Below are 15,133 nucleotides of genomic sequence, written 5' to 3'. Positions count from 1 at the left end.
CCAGCAGGACAGCAGATGAACAGGACTTCCAGCAGCGCCCTCGGCCAGTACCGTACCAACGACGCCTACGGCGCGGCCAGTGGCGATCGCACGCAGCTCATCCTGTGCATGATGGATGGCGCCATCAACCGCATCGTCACGGCCACCGGGCACATGCAGCGCAACGAGGTCGCCGCCAAGGGCGAGGCCATCGGCCGTGCCATCAGCCTCATCGATGGCCTGCGCACCTCGCTCGACCCGGCGCGCGGCGGCGAGATCGCCGCCAACCTGGAGCGGCTCTACGAATACATGATGCGGCGGCTCGTCGAGGCCAACTTCCGCAACGACGCGGCCTGCCTGGCGGAAGTGGCCGGGCTGCTCGACGAAATCCGCTCCGGCTGGGCGGGGATTGCCGGCGCCGCGCGTGCACCGGCGGACGCCGGCGCGCCGGTGCAGGCCTGAAGGCGGGCTGACCGGCATGCATGGCCTGGACCAGATCCTGCTGCTCACCGAGGCCGTCGAGCAGCATGTCGAGCGCGGCGAGTGGGCCGAGGCCGGCGCGCTCGACGACGAACGCCGCCGCCTGCTGGCGGGGCTGTGCGGCGATGGTGCCCCCGCTTCCGGCCTGCCGGCCTGCCGCGAGCTGCTGCGCGAGCTGCTCAGCCGTAACGACCAGACCATCCAGCGGGTGCAGGCCGAGCGCCAGCGCCTGCAGGCCGACGCGGCGCGCAGCGGCAAGGCCATGCGCGCCTATGACCGCAACGCGGCCGGCACCTCCGTTTCCCGGCTGCGCACGGTGGAGGTGAAACAGCCATGAGCGCACAAGCAGCCGCGGATTTCGAAGGCATATCGCTGTTCGAGCGCCTGCCCTTCGCCTGGTCCGCCGCCGACCTCGGCGACCTCAACCAGCTCGACCATGCCAACCACGAGACCGCACGCGCCCTGCAGGCCCTTGCCGTTTACGAGGAAGCACCACGCGAGGCAGCGAGCGACGCCAGCCACCATGCCATGCCGGAGCTGCTGCACCTGCAGGTGAAGGTGGACGTGTTGCTGTCGCTCGTCGGCCGGCTGATCGCCGACCAGTCGGGGCTGCCGCCGCGTCATTCGGTGGTGCTGCGGGGCCAGAGCGTGGAGTGGTCGGGGCCCGACCACGCCAAGGCCAGGCCCGGCGATTCCGGCTACGCGCTGATCTATGCCAACCCCATGCTGCCGCTGCCATTGCGCCTGCCCGGCCGCGTCGTCGGCAGCGTCGAACGCGCCGGCAGCCGCTGGCTGCAGACGCGGTTCGAGCACCTGACGCCCGCGGTGGCGGCAGGCCTGGAGAAGATGGTGTTCAGGCGCCATCGGCGCCAGGTTGCCTTCAGCAAGGGCACCGGCGTGTTCACGGAAACCGGGGTCTTCCGTACGTCAAAATTCTGACGGCCCGGCGACCGGACCACCAAATTTCTGGCAGGGCCTTTCCAGCCTTGCCAATAACGATTTCCTGATCAGCCACTTACGCTGACTTATCGATACCGGCACGCTTCTTGCTGGTATCGGCCATGACTGCGACGCCCGACACCAGCCACAGCGCCGACCCTGCCCAGAGGCTGACGGCCCTGCTCGATGCCCTGCCGGCCGGGGTGCTGCTGCTCGGCGCCGACGGCATGGTCCAGCAGGCCAACAGTGCCGCAGCCCTCCTGCTCGGCGAGCCCGTCGCAGGAGTCAGCTGGACCGCCCTGCGCGAGCGGGCGCTCTGCCCCGCCGAAGGCAGCGAGGGCGACCTGCAGCTGCGCGATGGCCGCCGGGTGCAGCTGTCGCAGAAGCCGCTGCAACCCGGCTCCGGGCGCGCACTGCTGCTCACCGACGTCACCGGGCAGCGCAAGATCGAGGAACTGCTGTCCCGCCACCGCCGCCTGGCCGCTATGGGCGAGATGGCGGCCGCACTGGCCCACCAGATCCGCACGCCGCTCACGGCCGGGCTGCTCTACGCCAGCAATGCCAGCCGTCGCGAACTGCCGCAACAGCAGCGCGACGAGCTGCTCGCCCGCTGCATCACCTGCCTGCACGACCTCGAGCGGCTGATCGGCGACATGCTGCGCTTCGCACGCGGCGCCGCCGCCTCCGGACAGCACTTTGCGCTCGATGAACTGCTCGACAGCGTGGAGACCGCGCTCGGCGGCATCCTCCGCCCCGGCCAGTCCGTGCGGATCACGCGGCCGGCAGCCGGCGTTTGCCTGTCCGGCAACCGCGAGACGCTGGCCGGCGCGCTGCTCAACCTGGCCACCAACGCCCTGCAGGCCGCCGGGCCTGCCGCCGACGTGCGCATCATCGCCCACGCCTCGAGCCTGCAGGCGGAGATCAGCATCGTCGACAACGGCCCGGGCATCGACGACGAACTCGCCCGGCGCATATTCGACCCGTTCTTCACCTCGCGTCCGGACGGCACCGGACTCGGCCTGTCGGTCGCCCGCTCCATCGCCCGTGCCCACCAGGGCGAGGTGGCGCTGGCAAGCGGCACGCCGGGCGCCACGACCTTCGTGCTGCGGCTGCCGGTAGCCAGCCGCGATCAGGCCGCCGGCCAGGAAGCCGGCCAGGAATCCGGCAAGGAACAGAGGAACGTCGCATGAAACTCAAGCCCATCCTCCTGGTCGAGGATGACCAGCGGTTGCGCGAGGCGCTGGCGGAGACCCTGCGCCTGTCCGGCTTCAAGGTGGTGCTGGCCGGCGACGGCGCGCAGGCGCTGCAGCTGCTGTCCGGCACGGCGGTGGCGGCCGTGGTCACCGACTACCAGATGAAGCCCATGGACGGCTCGGCTCTGCTCGGCCGCATCCGCGAGCGCTGGCCGCAGCTGCCCGTGCTCATGATCACGGCCTACGGCAGCATCGAGCATGCCGTCGCCTCGATGCTGGCCGGTGCCACCGACTACCTGGTCAAGCCGTTCGCGGCGCAGACCCTGGTCGCCAAGCTGGAGCGCCTGGTACCGCGCGAACTGCCCGCCAGCGGCATGGTGGCAGAGGATCCGGCGACGCTGGAAGCCCTGGCCCTGGCGGCAAGGGTTGCCGTCTCCGACACCACGGTGCTCCTCAGCGGCGAGTCGGGTACCGGCAAGGAAGTCTTCGCCCGCTTCATCCACCAGAACTCGGCGCGCGCCCAGGGCCCCTTCGTGGCCATCAACTGCGCCGCCATCCCCGAGAACATGCTCGAGGCACTGCTCTTCGGTCACGAGAAGGGTGCCTTCACCGGGGCGCACGAGGCCCGGGCCGGCAAGTTCGAGCAGGCCCAGGGCGGCACGCTGCTGCTCGACGAGATCAGCGAAATGTGCGTCTCGCTGCAGGCCAAGCTGCTGCGCGTCCTGCAGGAGCGCGAGGTCGAGCGCATTGGCGGCCGCAGCCCGCTGGCACTGGACGTGCGCGTGCTCGCCACCACCAACCAGGACCTGCGCGCCCTGGTGCGTGCCGGCCGCTTCCGCGAGGACCTCTATTACCGCCTCAGCGTGTTCCCCATCGCCCTGCCGGCACTGCGCCGGCGGCCAGCGGACATCCTGCCGCTGGCGGAATTCTTCATTGCCGAGGCGGCCGACCGCAGCCGTCCCGCACCCGGCCTGGCAGCGGAATCGGCGCGCGCCCTGCGCGGCTACCACTGGCCAGGGAACGTGCGCGAACTCGCCAACGTCATGCAGCGGGCGGTGATCCTCGCCGCCGGCCGCGACATCGTGCCGGCGGACCTGTGCTTCGAGGCTCTGGCCGGGGACAGCGCCACCGCCATGGCGGCCGAACCCGCGGCCGTTCCGGCCACAGTGCCCACGGAAGCGGAAACGCGCCTGCACGCCAGCCTGCAGAACATCGAGGGCCAGCTGATCGTCGATGCGCTCCAGCGCGGCGGCAGCCGCAAGCGCGCCGCCGAGCTGCTCGGCATCAGCCCGCGCACCCTGCGCTACAAGCTTGCGCGGCTGCGCGTCGCGGGCGTCGCGGTGCCAGGGCGCGACCTGCACGCACTGGCCGGCTGAGGCGCCGGCACACTCCACATGGAGGAACGAACATGATCGAGATGGAAATCAACAAGGTCCTCGGCCAGATGCGCGCCCTCTCGGCGCAGATCCAGCCGCCGGACCAGGCCAGGCCCGCCAGCGGCCCGGGCGGCGTGAACTTCGGCGAACTGCTGCGCCAGTCCATCGATTCGGTGAGCGAGCAGCAGGCGGCCGCCGAGGCGCTGGCCACGCGCTTCGAGGCCGGCGCGGCCGACGTCAGCGTCGCCGAGGTGATGGTCTCGATGCAGAAGGCCAGCCTGTCGTTCCAGGCCATGACCGAGGTGCGCAACCGCCTGGTCGAGGCCTACCAGCAAGTCATAAACATGCCGATCTGAGCGGCATCGGCCCAACGAAACGCCACAAGGTAAGCAGCCATGGACGTCGCAGAAACCAGTCCCCTCGCCGCACTCAACCGCATCCCCGGCCTGCGCCAGCTGCTCCTGCTGACCGGACTGGCCACCGCCATCGCCGCCGGCGTCACCGCGGCGTTCTATGTCCGCGAGCCGAGCTACACCATGCTGTTCAGCAACGTCAGCCAGCAGGAAGCCGGCGAGATCATGAACGCGCTGAACGCCACGGACATCCCGCACAAGGTCGATCCGAAGAGCGGCGCCATCCTCGTCGCCGGCGACCGCGTGCCGGAGGCGCGCCTGAAGCTGGCCGGCCAGGGGCTGCCACGCGGCGCCAGCGTCGGCCTGGAGATGATGCAGGAACAGGGTGGCTTCGGCACCAGCCAGTTCATGGAGAACGCGCGCTACAACCACGCCCTGGAAACCGAGCTGGCGCGGACCATCAGCACCCTGCGCCCGGTGCAGGCCGCGAGAGTCCACCTGGCCTTGCCCGAGAGTTCGGTGTTCCTGCGCAAGCGCCGCGACCCCAGCGCCTCGGTGCTGGTCAACCTCTATCCCGGGCGCCAGCTCGACAAGTCGCAGGTGGCGGCCATCGTGCACCTGGTCGCCTCCAGCATCCCCGGCATGGCTGCCGACAAGGTCACCGTCGTGGACCAGCAGGGCAAGCTGCTCAATGCCCCGGGTGACGCCTCGGCGCTAGGCATCTCGACACAGCAGTTCGAGTACACCGAGCGCATCGAGAACAGCTACACCGAGCGCATCGTCAGCCTGCTCGGCCCCATGCTCGGTCCCGACCGCATCCGCGCCACGGTCACCGCGGACATGGACTTCACGGAGCGCGAGGAAACGCGCGAGAACTACGACCCGGAGAACACCGCCCTGCGCAGCGAGCAGGTCGCCGAGGAGCGCAGCCGCGACGGCGGGCTGGCGAACGGCGGCATCCCCGGCGCCCTCTCCAATACCCCGCCGCCACCCGTGGTGGCCACCAACGCCGCCAACCCGCCGGCTCCCGGCCAGGCCGCCGCGACTGCCCCCGGCGCCGCCGCGGGTGCAGCCGGCGCCGCCGCGCAGTCCAGCCAGGCCACGACCACGCCGACCAACGAATCCCTGCACCGCACCCGCAACTTCGAGGTGGACCGCACCCTGAGCCGCACGCGCTCGCCGGTCGGCTCCATCCGCCGCCTGTCGGTGGCGGTGCTCGTGGACCACAAGCGCAACACCGCCGAGGACGGCACGGTCACCACCCAGGCGCCGAGCCAGCAGGAGATCGACGACATCACGCGGCTGGTGAAGGAAGCCGTCGGCTTCGACGAGAAGCGCGGCGACACCGTCAGTGTCAGCAGCGTGTCCTTCTACGAGAAGCCGGCCGAGGCCGAGGCCGAAGGCCCGGGGCTGCTCGATTCCCCGGGTCTGTTCGATACCCTGCGCAGCGTGCTGGCCGGCCTGCTGGTGCTGGCCCTGGCCTTCGCGGTGATCCGCCCGATCATGCGCGGCCTGGGCGCGGGCGCCGCCGGTGCCGGTGCACCGGCTGGCACCGCGCTGCCGGCCGGCGCAGGCGGCGCCGGGCACATCGCGCAGCCGCGGGCCGCGCTGTCATTCGACGACAAGGTCAGTGTCGCGCGCCAGCTCGCCGACAAGAATCCGGAACGGGTAGCCCAGATCGTCAGGGGCTGGATGCAGACCGATGAGTAACCAGACCCTCAATCTCTCCGGCAGCGAGCGCGCCGCCGTCTTCCTCATGTCCCTCAGCGAGCGGGAAGCCGCCGAGGTCATGAAGCACATGCCGGTGTCCGAGGTGCAGAAGCTCGGTGCCGCGATGGCCAAGCTGCGCAAGGTGTCCCGCCACCAGGCCGATGCCGTGCTCGGCCACTTCACCGAGAACGTCGAGTCGGAGGCGCCGCTGGCAGGCCGTTCACCGAAGTTCCTCAAGCGCCTGCTCACCAGCTCCCTCGGCGAGGAGCGGGCGCGCACCCTCTACGACCGACTGGTCGAGGGCGAGGAAAAGGGCCTGGACTCGCTGCAGCTCATGGAGGCCAAGGAAGTGACCGAGATCGTGCAGGGCGAACATCCGCAGGTCATCGCCATCGTGCTGGCGGGCCTGGAGCCGGGCAAGGCGGCGCAGATCATCGGCCAGCTGCCGGTGCGCCAGGCCACCGATGTCGTCACCCGCATCGCCCGCATGGCCGAGGTTCCGGAGAGCGCCATCTCCGAACTCGACGACGTGCTCCAGCACCGCTTCAAGCAGGCCGGCACGCAGAAGATGACCAGCATGGGCGGTATCCGCAGCGCCGCCTCGATCCTCAACCAGGTGCCCAAGGACGCCGAGAAGAAGATCGTCGAGGAGCTCGACCAGCTCAACGCCTCGCTGTCGCAGCAGATCCAGGAGAACATGTTCATCTTCGAGAACCTGATGGACGTCGACGACCGCGGCATCCAGGCACTGGTCCGCGAAATCACCACCGACACGCTGGTGGTGGCGCTGAAGGGCGCCGACCCGGCGCTGCAGGACAAGATCTTCCGCAACATGTCCAAGCGCGCCGCGGAGCTGCTGAAGTCGGACCTCGAAGCCAAGGGCCCGGTGAAGCTCTCCGACGTGGAGCTCGCGCAGAAGGACATCGTCACCGTGGCCCGCCGCCTCGCCGACGAGGGCACGATCATGCTCGGCGGCGCCGGCAACGAGTTCGTGTAGCGGATGCGCCTGTCGATGGCCTCGAAACTCATCCGCAGCCACGAGCTGGCCGAGGGCTGCCAGACCTGGCAGGCGCCGGAGGTCGACGGCACCGCCCGCCCGGGCCGCGGCGCGCAGGCGGAAAGCGCCGCCGACACCCGCGAGCAGGCCTGGCGCGAGGGCTTCGAGGAAGGCCGCCGTGCCGGCCTCGCGGCGGCTGAACAGGAGATCGCCACGCGCAGCGGCGCGCTGGTGACGGCGCTCGATGCACTCGCCCGCCCCTTCGAGGACCTCGACCACCGCTTCCACGAGGAGATCATCGAACTGGTCAAGGCCGTGTCGCGCCAGCTGGTGCGCCGCGAGATGCGTCTCGACCCGAGCCATCTCGCCGGCGTGGTGCGCGAGGCGCTGGCGGCGCTGCCCATGGCCGCCAGCGACGTGGTGGTGCGCGTGCACCCGCTGGATGCCGCGGTGCTGCGCGACTGCCTGGCTTCCGGCGACGGCGGCGACCAGGGCTGGCGCATCGAGGCCGATCCGGTCCTGGAGCGCGGCGGCTGCCTGGTGACCACTGCCCAGTCCCAGGTGGACGGCCGGCTGGAGACACGCCTGGCGCGAACCATCGCTACGCTGTTCGAGGACCAGCGCCAGGAGGCCGCTGCCACCGATGGCCAGACACCCGATCATGACGCTGGCCACTGAACGCGGCCGGCGCTGGAGCAGCGGCCTGGCGACGCTGCGCGGGCGCGTGCGCGGCCCCGGCTACATCGTCGAGGGCCGCCTGGCGCGCGCCGCGGGCCTGACGCTCGAGGCCACCGGCTGCGAGGCCGCGCTCGGTGCGCGCTGCCTCATCGAAGGCCAGGACGGCAGCAGCGTGCAGGCCGAGGTGGTCGGCTTCGCGGGCGACCGCCTGTACCTGATGCCCACCAGCGGCCTGGCGGGCGTCATGCCCAACGCGCGGGTCATCCCGACCCGCAGCGTGGCCCAGGTCCCGGTGGGCCGCGCCCTGCTCGGGCGCGTCATCGACGGCGCCGGCAATCCGCTCGACGGCCGCGGCCCGGTGCTGGCCGAGGCGCGCGTGCCGCTCGAGGCCCGGCCCATCAATCCGCTGCAGCGCCAGCCCATCGCCGAGCCGCTCGATGTCGGCGTGCGCGTGCTCAATGCGCTGTTCACCGCCGGCCGGGGCCAGCGGCTCGGCCTGTTCGCCGGCAGCGGCATCGGCAAGAGCAGCCTGCTCGCCATGATGACGCGCTACACGAAGGCGGATGTCATCGTCGTCGGCCTGATCGGCGAGCGCGGCCGCGAGGTGAAGGAATTCGTCGAGGACAACCTCGGCAGCGAGGGCCTGGCACGCTCCGTGGTGGTGGCGACACCCGCCGACTGCTCGCCGCTGCTGCGTCTGCATGGCGCGTGGATGGCCACGGCCATCGCCGAGCATTTCCGCGACCAGGGGCTGCACGTCCTGCTGCTGATGGACTCGCTGACCCGCTTCGCCCAGGCACAGCGCGAGATCGGCCTGGCCATCGGCGAACCGCCGGCGACCAAGGGCTACCCGCCTTCGGTGTTCTCGCGCCTGCCGCAGCTGATCGAGCGCGCCGGCACCGGCACCCGCGGCGGCGGCTCCATCACCGGCTTCTATACCGTGCTGGCCGAAGGCGACGACGAGAACGATCCCATCGTCGATGCCGCCCGCGCCGTGCTCGACGGCCACATCATGCTGTCGCGGGAGATTGCCGAGGCTGGCATCTACCCGCCGGTGGACCCCGAGGCCTCCATCAGCCGCTCGATGAGCCGCATCTGCCCGCCCCAGCACCTGCAGGCGGCGCAGCGCTTCCGCGAGATCTATGCCTACTACCAGCGCCACCGCGACCTGATCACCGTCGGCGCCTACCGCAGCGGCACCGACCCGCAGCTCGACCGCGCCATGCGCCTGTGGCCACGCATCGAGGCCTTCCTGCGCCAGGAGATGCAGCAGGTGGTGCCGCTGGAAACCGCCATCGCCGAGCTCGAAGCCCTGGTCAACGCCGAGAGCGTCGGCTAGCCACGACGCGCCCGAGCCATGCGCCAGCGCAAGCCCCTGACCTCGCTGCAGCGGCTCGCCGAGTTCGGCGCGGATGCCGCCTCGCGCGACGTCGGCCAGCGGCTGCGCAGCCTGCGCACCGAGGAAGAGCGGCTGCGCCAGATCGACAGCTACCTGCAGCAGTACGAGCGCCTGTCCGCGGACGGCGGCTCCGGCCTCACCGTCGCCATGATCACCGGGCGGCGCCAGTTCGCCTCGCGGCTGCGCGAGGCGGCGATCCGCCAGCGCCAGGTGGTGGCCGAGGAGCACAGCCGCTACCAGCAGCAGGTCGAGCGCTGGCGCGGGGCCCGCGCCCAGGCCCTCGCCCTGCAGCGCTACAACGAGCGCATCCGCGAGCGCATCGGCGAGCACCGCGAGCGGCTGGAGCAGCGGCTGCTGGACGAGATCGCGCAGCGGCGGCGCTCCTGAGGGCGCCGGCCATACGCTCAGTTTGCGATGGCCGGCATCTCCGCTGGCGGCGCCGTGATCCCGTGGCCGGGTCCGAGGTGTTGCCAGAGAAACCGGTCGATGGCGATCAGTTCAGCCTTGTGGTGGGCTGTCGACCAGTCCGGATGGGCCTCACCCGGGAAACGCAGCAGCGCCGTTGGCCTGCCCGCCTTCTCAAGGGCCTTCTGCATCAGCTCGGATTGCTCCATGGGCACGACGGCATCGTTCGTCCCGTGCATCAGCAGCACGGGCACCTTGACCGCGCTCGCCAGTTCCACCGGTGACACCGCAGCGAGCCTGCGTGCGTCGGCCTTAGGATCCCCGATGATGCGCACCCAGTACTGATACAGCTCGGAATCCGCCCCCAGCTGCTTTTTGCGGAATTTCAGGAAGCCGGCCAGATCGCTGATCCCGGCAATCGAGACGGCGCAACGATACAGGTCGGGCGTGAGCGTGGCGCCCGCCAGTGCCGCGTAGCCGCCGTAGGACGTGCCGACGATGCACACCCGCCCGGCATCCACCCAGCCTTTCCCCACCAGCGCCAGCAGGCCATCGCTGATGTCATCCTGCATCCGGCGGCCCCACTCGCCATCACCGCGCTTCACGAAGGCTTCACCGAAGCCGACCGAGCCGCGGAAATTCGGCTGGAAGACGGCATACCCACGCGCAGCGAGGTATTGCACATCGGCATCGAAGGTCAGCAGGTCCCGCCACGCAGGCCCTCCGTGCGGCATCACGACCAGCGGCAGTCTGTCCGCCTCGGTCGCATTGGCCGGCCGGGTCAGATAGCCGCTGAGATCGAGTCCGTCCCGCGACTTCCAGCGGACGATGGACGCCTTCGGGAGCGCCTTCCCGGTCAGCGCCTGCGCCGCCACACCGATCGGCATGATCTGCCGGTCGCTGGTCCGGTAGTGCCAGAAGGCGGGCACCTGACCCGGTCCTTCCACGAACATGAGCAGTGTCCTGCCATCGGAGGCAGTGGCAAACGGGCGGACGTTGGCAGAATCGGCGAAGTACCTGCGGATGCCCTTCATATGTGCCTCGAGCACCGGGTCGGTGTACTGGCAGACCCACACGTCGGCGATATGGCAGGATTCGAGCAGTTTCTTCCCATCCTGGGATACCCGCGCGAAAGCCATGTCGTATAGGGGGTCCTCGATGAGCGGCTCGCCAAAAGCCTCGGCCGCCAGGTCGAAGAGGTACACGCCGATCCGGTCCCTGTTCTCGGGCCTGGCGAGAACGTAAAAGCGGCCGGGTTGGTCCGATGCGCCCAGGTACAGGTAATCAGGAAGCGTCTTCAGGTCCCTGGTCCGTATCTTCAGGAAGCGCTTCCATTCACCATCCGGTTCCGGCTTCCAGAACGTAAACGCTCCACCAAACCACTGCACCCGCGCAGTCGGCCGGCCGTCCACATCGAGCCACCAGCCGACCGTGGAGGGCGTGCCACGGGTCACCAGCTCGCCTTCGCCGTCCGTCAGGTTGACACGGAACAGCGCGGGGGAACCGAGACCCTTGACGAGCATGACGACATGCTCCGGGTCCTGCGGCAGCCAGGACACGATGTCGTCCAGATCCATCGCCCCTGCCAGGGCGCGGTCCCGGGATGAAGCGAGCAATCTGGCGATGTGGCCGCCATCCCGGTCGATGGCGAAAACACGCGTGCCCAGCCTGTCGAAGTCCTTGGAACCGACCCAGATGTTGGCGCGTGCTGCCGGCATCACGGCCGTCCAGAACAGCAGGCGCTCGTCGGACTTCCACGCGACACGGCGGATGGCGCCGGAGGTCTTGTCACCGGCAAAGGCCTTGTCGAGGCGCAGGATGACGTTCTGCTGCCCGGTTGTGAGATCGAGTACGGCCAGGGCGAAAGCGTCATTGACCATGAGCACCGCTGCGGCATGGCGTCCGGAAGGGGCAAGCGCCATGTCGACGATGACCGGCAGGGCAAACAGGTCATCCAGCGAAGGCGACGGCCTGGCGGGATCGGCTGCCCGCAGCGGACACGCTGCCAGAAACAGCATGGCAGCAACGAGACCGTGTGTGCGGGTCAGCGTATTTCTCCCTTGTCCGCCGGTCTTTCGCCAGAGTCCGCCCTCAGTCCGCCGGATTGTGGCGCCTGAGGAACGCCACCGATGCCTCGAGCATGGCCGTACGCGTTTCATCGCGCGACAACCAATGGTCCTCGCCCTTCATGCGGATGAATTCGTGGGGCTTGCCGGCTCTCCCGAGCGCATCGGCCATGGCCTCGCTCTGCGCGATCGGCACGACGGTATCGTCGATGCCGTGGATGAGGAGCACGGGCGCATCCGCGCGAGCCGCCTGCCGTCCCGGGGAAATGCGGGCCATGGCGGACTCATCTTCAGCGCCGATGGCCTCGCGCAGGAAGCGGATGCCGGCGCTCTTGCTGCCCAGGCCACGCTGCTTCCAGCCGACGAAAGCCGACAGGTCGGTTACGCCCGCAACAGCAATCGCACAGCGGTAGAGCCCATGCTGCACCGTCACGCCAGCGAGCGCCGCGTATCCCCCGTAACTGCCGCCCACGATGCAGGCACGCCGCGGATCGACGATGCCGGCAGCCGCCAGGGCCGCGAGGCCGTCGGCGATGTCCGTGAGCATCCTGCCACCCCACTCGCCGTAGCCCGCCTCGCGGAACCGGTGGTCACGACCGCCGGAACCTCGAAAATTCGGCTGGAACACCGCATAACCAGCCGAAGCGTAGGCTTGCGCCCACCAGTCGAAGCCGATGCTGTCGCTGACACCGATGGGTCCCCCATGCGGGAGCATCACCACCGGCAGCTTCTGCTCCTTGCTTCCCGGCGGCAGGGTCAGCACGCCGTCGAGCGCCAGGCCGTCGGTGGCGGTGTAGTGGAACATGCGGGTGGCGCCCACATCCTTGCTGCGGATCTTCGGATAGGCATAGCCGATCGGATCGGCCGTGCCGGCGGGAATATCGACCAGCCACCAGGTTCCCGAGTCATCCCCGCCATCGGTGAAAGCCACCAGTCGATCGAAAGACCGGCTGAAGGAGGTGACGCAGGTCCGCAGGCGCGGGAATGCCCTTGCAGTGGCCTTCAGTCTCGCCCGCAGCTCGGGAAGGAATACGGCCGGGTAATCGGCATCATCGGTGTCGAATCCCAGAAGCAGGCCGCTGTCCGGACTCCTGAAGCTGCGGCGGTCACCCGCCTCGGGCAGGATGTCCTGCCTGGCGCCGCTGCGGATATCCACTTCGACGATGGCATCGCCCGTGGATCTCGGGTCGTACACCAGTACCGTATCCGCCGTACGGCCACGGCCAGCAAGTTGCGGCACCTCGACGGCAGCCGGCAGTTCCAGCAGCAGCCGCTCGCGGTCCTCGCCGGCGTAAAGCCGCCACAGCGAAGCCTCGCGAATGTATTCAGCATGCGCCACGATGCGGCCGCCCTCGCCCATCACCCAGCCCCTGTGCGAGGGACTGCCACGGGCGATGCGTTCTGCCTTCCCGGACTCGAGATCGACCTGATACAGGTCAGGAACTATAAAATCGCTTCTCGTATCGAGAATGAACTCGCCGGCGACCGTGGTGGTGAGGGTCAGGCCGCCGAAATATCCGAAGCTGCGCCCATCCACGACCGCGCTGCCATAAGCGGCAAAGACCGCTGGCGAGAGCGTCCGGTTCTTGTCGAAGACGGCGATGAGGTGGCCCGTCCGAACGGACAGGCTGAACACGTTCCACATCTCCGCCTGGCCCAGCACCAGCTGCAGGGGAGCCTTGTAGGTACTGCTCGTGGCTGCCAGGACATGATCGTCCCCGGCCCACCAGACATCCCGGGTCTTGAAATTCCCGGCATCCACGCTCTGCAGCAGCTTGCCGCGGGTTGTCGCCACGATCAGCCGCCGGCGCTCCCCCATGACCGCAATGGTCGCCACCCGCTCACCGGAGGGCGAGAGTGCCAGGTGCTCGACACCGGGGAGGCGGCCGTAGGCCTCGAGAGGCGGTGCGGCCGGCGACGCCGCCGTGGCGAGCAGCAGGATCGTCACCCGGCACAGACGGACGCGCATGGGATCCCCCTTCGCTTCCGGAAATCACTGTACAGCCGGCACCGGGCCGCGCCAACCCGGCAGTCAGGCCTGCGACGCCCCCAGGCGGCGCTGGCATGGATATTGCTGTTTCACCCTGTCAACCAGGAGATTTCCTTCCCGTGACAGACGCAGTCGGATCCCATCCCGCCCTCGCGAGCCTGGTGCTCGCCACCGCCACTGGCGACAACGCGGCCACGGCTGCCCCATCCGCCACACCGGCGGCGGCTGGCCGTGACGGCAGCACCGGCGACGCCCTGCGCCTGCCCGGTTTCAGCGCGCTGCTGCAGGGATTGCAGGCCCCGGCGCCCGCCGCTTCCCCGGCTGCCGCTGTCCCGGCAGCCACGGCCGCCTTCGCGGCCGCACCCGTTGCGGATGCCGATGCGGCGGCAGCGATGCAGGCCGGCAGCAGTCTCGCCGCCACCGACCAGGCCACGCTCGCCGCCCTGTCCCCGACTGCCACCAGCAGCCTTCGCGACGGCAAGGCGGCCGGCGAGGATTCGCCGGCAGGCGGCACGGACTTGCCGCCCGCGGATGACGCCGGCCTCCTGGCCAGCCTGCTGCCCGGCGATGCCAGCCTCGCCGCGCCGCCGGCCATCCCGCCCACCCCGGCACCGGCGACCGGAGCCACTGCCGTGACCGTCACCCCGGACGGATCCGCGACCGGGGCCACGGCGACCGCCATCACGCCCGGCGCAGCAGCCGGCGCGACAGTGGCTGCCGCAGCATCGGCAACGATGCCGACGATGGACGCCGATGCCGATGCAGCGCCCGGCGACGTCGCCGCCGGAAGCGGCCCGACGATGGCATCGGCCAGCGACCCATCCTCGCAGCCGGTCGATGCGCAGCTGCCGGACGCCTTCCGCGCGCGCCTCGACGCCGCGCTGGCGGAGCTGGCGCAGCCCTCACCCCGCTCCCATGACCCGGGCACCGGCGCAGGCCCGTTGGCAGCCGCCACGGCCCTCACCGCCACGGGAACAGGCCACGTGCCTTCGGCCGCGACCAGCGCCATGGATGCAACCGGCGCCAGCCTGCCCGACCTGCGGCCCGCGGGTGACCGCGAAGCCTGGGCCCAGGGCCTCGGCGAGCGCCTGCTGATGATGGCCGACCGCGGCCTGCAGTCCGCCACCCTGCGCCTGCAGCCCGAACACCTCGGACCCATGGAGATCCGCATCAGCGTGCAGGACGACGGCTCCGCGCAGGTGCTGTTCAGCGCCCACCACGGCCAGACCCGAGATGCACTCGAGGCAGCCATCCCCCGGCTGCGTGACCTGTTCGCCGAGCAGGGCCTGAGCCTCACCCAGGCGAATGTCGATTCGGGTCGTGGCCAGTCCTTCGCCGAGCGCGGCTTCGGCGCCGACACTGCCGGCGCCAGCCAGCGCGGCGCCGGGAGCGAGGCCAGCGCGCCCGCCGAGGAGCCCACGGCGTGGCGGGTGCTGAGGGCCCCGCAGCGCCGCCTCGACGTCATGGCCTAAGTGCCCCGAGGCCGCCAAGTCCTTGGCGGGCCGGGTCCCGAGACGTGCCAAGTCATTGGCAGGTCACTGTTGCAGGCTTGTAATACACTGTTTCTT

14 protein-coding genes are annotated in these 15,133 nt (G+C 70.1%); 12 read left to right on the top strand and 2 right to left on the bottom strand.

What is annotated here, in order from left to right:
* Positions 1 to 15: 15 nt before the first annotated feature.
* From fliS to HRU81_02065, 11 genes are all read left to right on the top strand, one after another.
* Positions 16 to 441: a flagellar export chaperone FliS gene (fliS, locus tag HRU81_02115; protein QOJ31000.1), complete on the top strand. Its 426-nt coding sequence runs from the start codon at positions 16 to 18 to the stop codon at positions 439 to 441.
* A gap of 16 nt (positions 442 to 457) precedes the next feature.
* Positions 458 to 796, top strand: a complete 339-nt coding sequence (gene fliT / locus HRU81_02110; protein QOJ30999.1) for a flagellar protein FliT — start codon at positions 458 to 460, stop codon at positions 794 to 796.
* The gene (locus tag HRU81_02105) at positions 793 to 1,398 is read left to right on the top strand and encodes a PilZ domain-containing protein (GenBank protein QOJ30998.1); all 606 of its coding nucleotides are present in this window, start codon (positions 793 to 795) and stop codon (positions 1,396 to 1,398) included. The genes fliT and HRU81_02105 overlap by 4 nt, the downstream gene beginning before the upstream one ends.
* A 122-nt stretch (positions 1,399 to 1,520) precedes the next feature.
* Positions 1,521 to 2,588, top strand: a complete 1,068-nt coding sequence (locus tag HRU81_02100) for a PAS domain-containing protein (GenBank protein ID QOJ30997.1) — start codon at positions 1,521 to 1,523, stop codon at positions 2,586 to 2,588.
* Positions 2,585 to 3,967, top strand: a complete 1,383-nt coding sequence (locus HRU81_02095; GenBank protein QOJ30996.1) for a sigma-54-dependent Fis family transcriptional regulator — start codon at positions 2,585 to 2,587, stop codon at positions 3,965 to 3,967. The genes HRU81_02100 and HRU81_02095 overlap by 4 nt, the downstream gene beginning before the upstream one ends.
* Before the next feature lie 32 nt (positions 3,968 to 3,999).
* Positions 4,000 to 4,323: a flagellar hook-basal body complex protein FliE gene (gene fliE / locus HRU81_02090; GenBank protein QOJ30995.1), complete on the top strand. Its 324-nt coding sequence runs from the start codon at positions 4,000 to 4,002 to the stop codon at positions 4,321 to 4,323.
* 39 nt (positions 4,324 to 4,362) lie between these two features.
* Positions 4,363 to 6,030, top strand: a complete 1,668-nt coding sequence (fliF, locus tag HRU81_02085) for a flagellar M-ring protein FliF (GenBank protein QOJ30994.1) — start codon at positions 4,363 to 4,365, stop codon at positions 6,028 to 6,030.
* Complete coding sequence (gene fliG, locus HRU81_02080; protein ID QOJ30993.1) at positions 6,023 to 7,027, top strand: flagellar motor switch protein FliG; 1,005 nt, start codon at positions 6,023 to 6,025, stop codon at positions 7,025 to 7,027. The genes fliF and fliG overlap by 8 nt, the downstream gene beginning before the upstream one ends.
* 15 nt (positions 7,028 to 7,042) lie before the next feature.
* Positions 7,043 to 7,705, top strand: coding sequence for a hypothetical protein (locus HRU81_02075; GenBank protein ID QOJ30992.1), 663 nt, complete (start codon positions 7,043 to 7,045; stop codon positions 7,703 to 7,705).
* Complete coding sequence (gene fliI / locus HRU81_02070) at positions 7,689 to 9,044, top strand: flagellar protein export ATPase FliI (GenBank protein QOJ33242.1); 1,356 nt, start codon at positions 7,689 to 7,691, stop codon at positions 9,042 to 9,044. Before HRU81_02075 ends, fliI begins: the two co-directional genes overlap by 17 nt.
* An 18-nt stretch (positions 9,045 to 9,062) precedes the next feature.
* Positions 9,063 to 9,491 (top strand): flagellar FliJ family protein, encoded by a 429-nt coding sequence (locus HRU81_02065; GenBank protein ID QOJ30991.1) that lies wholly within the window; start codon positions 9,063 to 9,065, stop codon positions 9,489 to 9,491.
* Positions 9,492 to 9,508: 17 nt separating this feature from the next.
* Here the strand turns inward: HRU81_02065 and HRU81_02060 are convergent, their stop codons facing one another.
* Both HRU81_02060 and HRU81_02055 read right to left on the bottom strand, forming a co-directional pair.
* Positions 9,509 to 11,668, bottom strand: coding sequence for a S9 family peptidase (locus HRU81_02060; protein ID QOJ30990.1), 2,160 nt, complete (start codon positions 11,666 to 11,668; stop codon positions 9,509 to 9,511).
* On the bottom strand, positions 11,601 to 13,544 hold the full coding sequence (locus HRU81_02055; GenBank protein QOJ30989.1) for a S9 family peptidase: 1,944 nt from the start codon (positions 13,542 to 13,544) through the stop codon (positions 11,601 to 11,603). The genes HRU81_02060 and HRU81_02055 overlap by 68 nt, the downstream gene beginning before the upstream one ends.
* A gap of 140 nt (positions 13,545 to 13,684) precedes the next feature.
* Here HRU81_02055 and HRU81_02050 point away from each other — a divergent pair, with 140 nt between their 5' ends.
* Positions 13,685 to 15,037 (top strand): flagellar hook-length control protein FliK, encoded by a 1,353-nt coding sequence (locus HRU81_02050; GenBank protein QOJ30988.1) that lies wholly within the window; start codon positions 13,685 to 13,687, stop codon positions 15,035 to 15,037.
* Positions 15,038 to 15,133: the final 96 nt, after the last annotated feature.

The organism is Gammaproteobacteria bacterium (assembly GCA_015709695.1).
Taxonomy (GTDB): Bacteria; Pseudomonadota; Gammaproteobacteria; order Steroidobacterales.
The sequence above is the reverse complement of the archived record's forward strand: the minus strand, read 5'-3'. Positions and strand labels throughout refer to the sequence as shown.

Bases quoted from the DNA above. Each gene is read 5' to 3' on its own strand.
- fliS (QOJ31000.1), top strand. From the start codon at position 16: ATGAACAGGACTTCCAGCAGCGCCCTCGGCCAGTACCGTACCAACGAC.
- fliT (QOJ30999.1), top strand. From the start codon at position 458: ATGCATGGCCTGGACCAGATCCTGCTGCTCACCGAGGCCGTCGAGCAG.
- HRU81_02105 (QOJ30998.1), top strand. From the start codon at position 793: ATGAGCGCACAAGCAGCCGCGGATTTCGAAGGCATATCGCTGTTCGAG.
- HRU81_02100 (QOJ30997.1), top strand. From the start codon at position 1,521: ATGACTGCGACGCCCGACACCAGCCACAGCGCCGACCCTGCCCAGAGG.
- HRU81_02095 (QOJ30996.1), top strand. From the start codon at position 2,585: ATGAAACTCAAGCCCATCCTCCTGGTCGAGGATGACCAGCGGTTGCGC.
- fliE (QOJ30995.1), top strand. From the start codon at position 4,000: ATGATCGAGATGGAAATCAACAAGGTCCTCGGCCAGATGCGCGCCCTC.
- fliF (QOJ30994.1), top strand. From the start codon at position 4,363: ATGGACGTCGCAGAAACCAGTCCCCTCGCCGCACTCAACCGCATCCCC.
- fliG (QOJ30993.1), top strand. From the start codon at position 6,023: ATGAGTAACCAGACCCTCAATCTCTCCGGCAGCGAGCGCGCCGCCGTC.
- HRU81_02075 (QOJ30992.1), top strand. From the start codon at position 7,043: ATGGCCTCGAAACTCATCCGCAGCCACGAGCTGGCCGAGGGCTGCCAG.
- fliI (QOJ33242.1), top strand. From the start codon at position 7,689: ATGACGCTGGCCACTGAACGCGGCCGGCGCTGGAGCAGCGGCCTGGCG.
- HRU81_02065 (QOJ30991.1), top strand. From the start codon at position 9,063: ATGCGCCAGCGCAAGCCCCTGACCTCGCTGCAGCGGCTCGCCGAGTTC.
- HRU81_02060 (QOJ30990.1), bottom strand. From the start codon at position 11,668: ATGAAACGCGTACGGCCATGCTCGAGGCATCGGTGGCGTTCCTCAGGC.
- HRU81_02055 (QOJ30989.1), bottom strand. From the start codon at position 13,544: ATGCGCGTCCGTCTGTGCCGGGTGACGATCCTGCTGCTCGCCACGGCG.